This window comes from Bradyrhizobium viridifuturi (genome assembly GCF_001238275.1).
Taxonomy (GTDB): Bacteria; Pseudomonadota; Alphaproteobacteria; order Rhizobiales; family Xanthobacteraceae; genus Bradyrhizobium; species Bradyrhizobium viridifuturi.
This window is the reverse complement of the sequence record NZ_LGTB01000059.1, coordinates 42513-49126: the sequence shown is the minus strand read 5'-3', so window position 1 is coordinate 49126 and position 6614 is coordinate 42513. Positions and strand designations below refer to the sequence as shown.

The window sequence follows — 6614 nt, the reverse complement described above, 5'->3', positions numbered from 1 at the left end:
TTCAGTGTCGTCCCGGCGAAGGCCGGGACCTATAACGACCGGCCTCTGCCGCTACATCGACGCTGGGGCCCCAGCGTCGCGCCACAGACCCATTCGTGGTTATGGTCCCGGATCGCGCTCGCTCCGCTCGCTTGTCCGGGACGACGGCTGAGTTTGTGACAGCTAACCGCCCAACCCCGTCCCGCCATACAGCCACGCGATATCGTCGCACCATTCGTTCTGCGACTTCGCGCTCATGATCGCGTTGCGGATGCGGGCGTGCTCGCCCGCGGGGTGATAGACGTGCTCGCCGATCGCGCGGGACATCAGCTGCACGCGCGCTGTGCGCGGGAAGCGTTGGGCGCGATAGGCGTCGAGTGCCGCCGCCTGATCATCGTGATTGGCAAGCATGTGCGACAGGCAGACCGCATCTTCCATCGCCTGGCAGGCGCCTTGCGCGAAATACTGCAGCATCGGATGCGCGGCGTCGCCGAGCAGCGCGACGCGTCCGTCGATCCAGCGCTCGGTGGGATCGCGATCGCACAACACCCAGAGCTTCCAGTTGGTGCCGTGGCGGATGATGTTCTGCGCCCGCTCGTGAACGTGGGTGAAGCCCTTCATCACCTCGGCTTCGGAAACCGGCTTGCCAGCGACCGGCTCCGGCGCATCGTTGTGATAGGTGACGACCAGGTTGAACACCTTCCAGCCCGACAGCGGGTAATGCACGATGTGGCATTTCGGGCCGGCCCACAGCGTCGCCGCGTTCCAGCGCAGATCCTCCGGCATCTGCTCGGTCGGAATCACTGAGCGGTAGGTGGTGTGGCCGGAGACGCGCGGCGGGCCATCCGCCGTGACCTGCTTGCGGATGTTCGACCACAACCCGTCGGCACCGATCAGCAGGCGTCCGGTGACGCGCTCGCCATTGGCGAGCTTTACGGTCACCGACGAGCCATCCTGCTCGTAGCCGATGACCTCGCTGGACACGCGCAGCTCGATCAGTTCGTGGTTCTGGCAGGCGCGCAGGAACACGCCATGCAGGTCGCCGCGATGCACCACGGCATAGGGGTTGCCGAACCGCGCGCGAAACGTCTCGCCGAGATCGATGTGGGTGATCTCATCGGCGGTCAGCGCATCCATCAGCCGGAGCTGATCGATATAGACGGCCATGTTGCGCGCGGCCTCGCCGACGCCGAGATAGTCGAAGGCGTGGAATGCGTTCGGCCCGAGCTGGATGCCGGCGCCGATCTCGCCGAGCGCGGCCGCCTTCTCCAGCAGGATCGAGCGAATGCCCTTCTGGGCGAGCCCCAGCGCCACGGCTAGGCCGCCGATGCCGCCGCCCGCGATCAGGACCGGTTTGCTATCCGCCATCAGCCCGACCTCCCCAAATGTTCGAGCGCGTCTTCGGCACGCAACGGCACGCGCGAGGACTCGTTGTTGAGGTCGACCAGTTGGGTCAAGAGCGAGAGAAGCGTCTTGCGGTCGGCCGGCTTCAGCGGCTGCAGCATCCGCGCCTGCGCCTTGTCGACCGAGGGCATGATGTCGCCGAGCACGGCCGCACCGGCCTTGGTGAGGTAAAGCAGCTTGACGCGCTTGTCCTCGGGCGCCGGCTTGCGCACGATGTATTCCTTGGCCTGCAGCCGCTCGATCACATTGCCGAGCGTGGAGCGGTCGAACGCGATCACCGCCGAGAGCCGAGTGGCGTCGATCCCGGGATGGGTCGAGATCGTGACCAGCGCGGCGTATTGCACGGGCGTCAGATCGAACGCCTTGCACTCCTCGATGAACAGCGCGACCGCGATCTGCTGCATCCGCCGGAACAGATAGCCGGGCGCGGTGTAGACCGCGTCCATGGTGACGGGCGTTGGCTTGCTACTCGGCATCGGGCTGCTTGTCCGGGGCGGCGTCGGCGAACGCCTTCACTTGCTTTGCCGCGGCCTCGGCCTTGAGCAGGCGCGGATAGGCCGAGACGTCGACGCCGAACCGCCGCGCATTGGCGAGCTGCGGGACCAGGCAGAGATCGGCAAGCGTCGGCGCATCGCCGAAGCAGAACGGCCCGGCCTCGTCAGCGATCAGGGTCTCGCAGGCCGAAAGGCCCTCGCGATTGGCCCAGGCCGCCCATTCGGTCACCTGCTCCTCGGGCAGGCCGAGCTTGCGCAACCGTGCCAGCACCTTCAAATTCTGCACCGGGTGAGTGTCGCAGGCGATCGCCTGCGCGAACGCCCGCACCTTGGCGCGCCGCAGCGGGTCTTTCGGCAGCAGCGGCGGATTGGGATTGGTCTCGTCGAGCCATTCGATGATCGCGAGCGACTGGGTGAGGATCGCGCCGGCGTCGCTCTCCAGCGTCGGCACCAGCCCCTGCGGATTGATCGCGAGATAGGCCGGCGCGCATTGCTCGCCCTTGCGCAGATGATGCGGCAGGTGTTCAGAAGTCAGCCCCTTCAGATTCAGGGCGATCCGGACCCGGTAGGACGCGCTGCTCCGGAAATAGCCATGCAGCTTCATCGGAACCTCCCTTGCATTTCGTCATTGGCTTGTTTCGTTGACGCTAGCCATATTGTCAGTATACTGTCAATTAAATTGCACCAAACAAGAACGATGGGAGGCTTGCCATGGAAGCCGTGCAGAAGACCCCGGAGCGCGAGGCGTTCTACAAGAAGATCGACGGTCAAAACCTCTCGGCGTTGTGGAACGTGATGAACGATCTGATCACGCCGGAGCCGAAGAGCGCCTGCCGCCCGCACTTGTGGAAGTTCGACCAGATCCGCGACTACATGAACGAGGCCGGAAAGCTGATCACGGCCAAGGAAGCCGAGCGCCGCGTGCTGGTGCTGGAAAATCCCGGCCTGCGCGGTCAGTCCAAGATCACGACCTCACTTTTCGCCGGCGTACAGATGGTGGTGCCGGGCGACATCGCCCCCGCCCATCGTCACGCCCAGTCGGCGCTGCGCTTCGTGCTCGAGGGCAAGGGCGCCTTCACCGCTGTCGACGGCGAGCGCACCGCGATGTCGCCGGGCGATTTCGTCATCACGCCGTCGATGACCTGGCACGACCATTCCAACGAAACCAATGAGCCGATGTTCTGGCTCGACGGGCTCGACATCCCGATGGTGCAGTTCTTCGATTGCTCGTTTGCCGAAGGCGCCATGGAAGACCAGCAGTCGATCTCCAAGCCGGCCGGCGCCAGCTTCGCTCGCTACGGTCACAATCTCTTGCCGATCGATCAGAAGCGAACATCGAGGACCTCGCCGATCTTCAACTACCCCTATGAGTACACCCGCGAGGCGCTGGAGAAGGCCAGGACCAGCGACGAGTGGGACGCCTGCCATGGCCTCAAGCTGAAATTCTCCAACCCCGAGACCGGCGATTTCGCGATGCCGACCATCGGCACCTTCATCCAGCTGCTGCCGAAGGGTTTCAAGACCGCGCGCTATCGTTCCACTGATGCGACCGTGTTTGCTGCGATCGAGGGCAAGGGCCGCACCCGGGTCGGCGACCAGACCTTCGAATGGGGGCCGCGCGATCTGTTCGTGGTGCCGAGCTGGCACTGGGTCACCCACGAGGCCGATGCCGATTCCGTGCTGTTCTCGTTCTCCGACCGTCCGGTGCAGCAGAAGCTCGATCTGTTCCGCGAGGATCGGGGCAACGCGTAGCCGGAAACGTGTACTCGCTGTCGTCCCGGCGAAAGCCGGGATCCATAACCACAGGGTCTCGTTGTTGGAGTTGCTGAGGCCCCAGCGTGTTCTAACAACTAGGCCCTGTGGTTATGGGTCCCTGCTTTCGCAGGGACGACATTTGCAATTGCGGCTGACGCTCCCTACCGCCAGTGCAGCAGCCGCGTTTCCAGCAAGTTGATCAGCTTGCCGACCGCAAGCCCGAACAGCGACAGGATCACGACGCCGGCGAGCAGCTGGTCGGTCTGCATCAGATTGCCGGCCTGCAGCACGAAGGCGCCGATGCCGTATTGCGCGCCGATCATCTCGGCGCTGACGACGAGCAACAGCGCAACGGATGCGGTGATGCGGAAGCCGGCGAGGATCGAGGGCAACGCGCCCGGCCAGATCACGCGGCGTACGATGGCGTGGAAAGGAACGTTGAAGCTCTGTGCCATCCGGATCAGATTGCGCGGCACCGCGTCGACGCCGCTATAGACCGAGATCGCGGTCGAGAAGAATACGCCGAGCGCAATGGTCGCGATCTTCGGCTCCTCACCGATCCCGAGCCAGAGGATCAAGAGCGGCAGCAGCGCGATCTTCGGGATCGGGAACAGCGCCGAGATGAAGGTGATGCCGACGCCGCGCGCCATGGTCGACAGCCCGATCGCGAAGCCGACGATGACGCCGGCGGCGGTGCCGATGATCCAACCGGTGCCGATCCGCATGATCGACCAGGAGAGGTGCTGCCATAGCGCGCCCGACATCGCGAGCTTGGTGATCGCGACCGCGATCGCCGACGGCGCCGGCAGGAACAGCGGATTGACCCAGCCGGCACTGCCGGCAAGCTGCCAGACCGCGATGACCAGCGCGAGCGCGATCCAGCCGGCAGAGCGGCTGCCGCCGGGCGTGAAGCCGGCGCCGCGAAATGCGACCGGCCGCGTCGCTTCCGCCGATCGGTCCTTCGCCTCCTGCGGGGAGCGGTCAAGCATGCTGGACCTCGCGCTCGGCATCGATCGCCTCTGTGCGGATCAGCGACCACAACTCGCCCTGCAATGCGGCCATCCGTCCGCGCGCGTCCGCCGTGCCGCGCTCGGCGCGCGTCATCGGGATGGTCACGATCTCCCGGATGCGGCCGGGGCGACGCGACAGCACCACGACACGGTCGGCAAGCCGCACCGCTTCCTCGAGGTTATGCGTGACATAGACCGCGCCCATCGCGCCGTCGGCGAGCAGGCGCACGAAATCCTCCATCAGCAGCTCGCGGGTCTGCGAATCCAGCGCCGACAGCGGCTCGTCCATCAGCAGGATCGCCGGACGAACCGCCAGCGCACGCGCAATGCCGACGCGCTGGCGCATGCCGCCGGACAGCTGCTTCGGATAGGCAGCGCGAAAATCCGACAGCCCGGTGCGGCGTAGCGCGTCGTCGATCACGGCGCGGCGCTCGCCGACGCTCAAGCCTGTATGCAGCAGCGGAAACGCGACGTTCTCCTCGACCGTATTCCATGGCAGCAACGCAAAATCCTGGAACACGAAGGTCAACGGATTGAGGCTGCCGGCCGGCGGCGCGCCGCGCAGCTCGGCAGCACCCTTGCTCGGCCGCAGCAGGCCGCCGAGAATGGACAGCAGCGTGCTCTTGCCGCAACCGGACGGACCGACGATCGCGACGATCTCGCCGGCGGCGACTTGGAAGGAGACATCGTCGAGCACGTCGAGCGCGCCGAAGCGATGGCTGATATGGTCGGCGATCAGGTCCATCTCACCGCGACCCCGCTTCCAGTCCCGTCATCCTGAGGAGCGCGCAGTCGCGCGCGTCTCGAAGGGTGAACGGCCGAGCTGCTGCATCCGGGCCGTCGACCCTTCGAGACGCCGCTGCGCGGCTCCTCAGGATGACGGGGATAGCGTGGTGCGCGTGGCGCTGCATCATCAATCCGCCTTCACATAATCCTTGGCGACAATTGCATCCGCATCAAAACCCTTGTCGACAAAACCCTGCTCCTGCAGCCATTTGATCTGGTTGTCGAGGTTCTTCACGTCGAGCTTGCCGTCCGGATCGATATAGGCGCAATTGCCGACCACCTGCGCGACCGGCAGGTTGGTGTATTTGGCAATGATCTCGAGTAGCGGCTTGGTCTTGTCGTTGATCGGCGCCACGCCGTCCTTGATCGCGGTCAGGATCACGTCGTGATACTCGTGGTCGGCGCGGGTGAGCGCGGTGAGCAGCCGCTTCACCAATTGCGGGTTGGTCAGCGTCTTCGGCGACGCGAAGATGGCGCCCAGCTGCCACGGCGTCTCGTCGCCGACCCAGCCCAGAAACTTCGCGCCGTTGGAATCCATCAGCGTCCGCGCGGTCGAGACCGGCAGCAGCGCGGCATCGACGGTTTCGCCCTTCAGCGCCGCAGCCGCATTCGAAAGCGACTGCAGCGGAACGATCTTCACGTCCGAGAGCTTGAAGCCGTATTTGTCGGCGAGCAGGCCGAGCGAATAATGGAAGCTGGAGCCGACCTGGGTCACCGCGACGCGCTTGCCGGCCAGATCCTTCGGCGTCTTGAGGCCGGCGGCATAGGCGTTGTTGCTGGCGAAATAGCCGATCAGGGGATAGCCGGCCTTCTCGCGGCTCATGCCGCCGATCACCTTCAGCGTGCCCTTGCCGGCGAGATTGTAGAGACCAGCGGTGACGGCGGTGATGCCGAAATCGACATCGCCTGACGCGGTCGCCACCGCGATCGGCTGTGCCGCGTCGAAGAACTTGAGCTCGACATCGAGGCCGGCGTCGCGGAAATAGCCCTTGTCCTGCGCGATGAACACCGGCGCCGAGGACGACAGCCGCAGCACGCCGATCTTCGCCTTCAGGAGATCATCGGCCCGCGCGATGCCGCTCGCGGCCCATATCAGCAGACCCGCGAGTGCGAGCCGCGCCCAACCCTTCATTGCCGTCTCCACTTGGAGCCCGTTCCGATCAAATCGGAACGGCTCTCGATTCCT

The 6614-nt window shown here is 65.2% G+C and carries 7 protein-coding genes; 1 reads left to right on the top strand and 6 read right to left on the bottom strand.

The window, feature by feature from the left end; all coding sequences use genetic code 11:
• Positions 1-162: 162 nt before the first annotated feature.
• The 3 genes from ALC15_RS37245 to maiA are packed head-to-tail and all read right to left on the bottom strand — an operon-like array spanning position 163 to position 2481.
• Positions 163-1347, bottom strand: a complete 1185-nt coding sequence (locus ALC15_RS37245) for a 3-hydroxybenzoate 6-monooxygenase (protein WP_050631574.1) — start codon at positions 1345-1347, stop codon at positions 163-165.
• Positions 1347-1859, bottom strand: a complete 513-nt coding sequence (locus ALC15_RS37240) for a MarR family winged helix-turn-helix transcriptional regulator (RefSeq protein ID WP_050631573.1) — start codon at positions 1857-1859, stop codon at positions 1347-1349. The genes ALC15_RS37245 and ALC15_RS37240 overlap by 1 nt, the downstream gene beginning before the upstream one ends.
• The gene (gene maiA / locus ALC15_RS37235; RefSeq protein ID WP_050631572.1) at positions 1849-2481 is read right to left on the bottom strand and encodes a maleylacetoacetate isomerase; all 633 of its coding nucleotides are present in this window, start codon (positions 2479-2481) and stop codon (positions 1849-1851) included. The genes ALC15_RS37240 and maiA overlap by 11 nt, the downstream gene beginning before the upstream one ends.
• A 107-nt stretch (positions 2482-2588) precedes the next feature.
• Here maiA and gtdA point away from each other — a divergent pair, with 107 nt between their 5' ends.
• Positions 2589-3629 carry a gentisate 1,2-dioxygenase gene (gene gtdA / locus ALC15_RS37230; protein WP_050631571.1) on the top strand — a complete coding sequence of 347 codons (1041 nt, stop codon included), beginning with the start codon at positions 2589-2591 and terminating at the stop codon, positions 3627-3629.
• Positions 3630-3793: 164 nt separating this feature from the next.
• Here the strand turns inward: gtdA and ALC15_RS37225 are convergent, their stop codons facing one another.
• The 3 genes from ALC15_RS37225 to ALC15_RS37215 all read right to left on the bottom strand — a co-directional run bounded on the left by ALC15_RS37225 (position 3794) and on the right by ALC15_RS37215 (position 6560).
• A complete protein-coding gene (locus tag ALC15_RS37225; RefSeq protein WP_050631570.1) occupies positions 3794-4621 on the bottom strand; it encodes an ABC transporter permease in 828 nt (275 codons plus the stop codon).
• The gene (locus tag ALC15_RS37220) at positions 4614-5387 is read right to left on the bottom strand and encodes an ABC transporter ATP-binding protein (protein ID WP_050631569.1); all 774 of its coding nucleotides are present in this window, start codon (positions 5385-5387) and stop codon (positions 4614-4616) included. Before ALC15_RS37220 ends, ALC15_RS37225 begins: the two co-directional genes overlap by 8 nt.
• 168 nt (positions 5388-5555) lie before the next feature.
• Positions 5556-6560, bottom strand: a complete 1005-nt coding sequence (locus tag ALC15_RS37215; protein WP_050631583.1) for an ABC transporter substrate-binding protein — start codon at positions 6558-6560, stop codon at positions 5556-5558.
• Between the last annotated feature and the right edge of the window lie 54 nt (positions 6561-6614).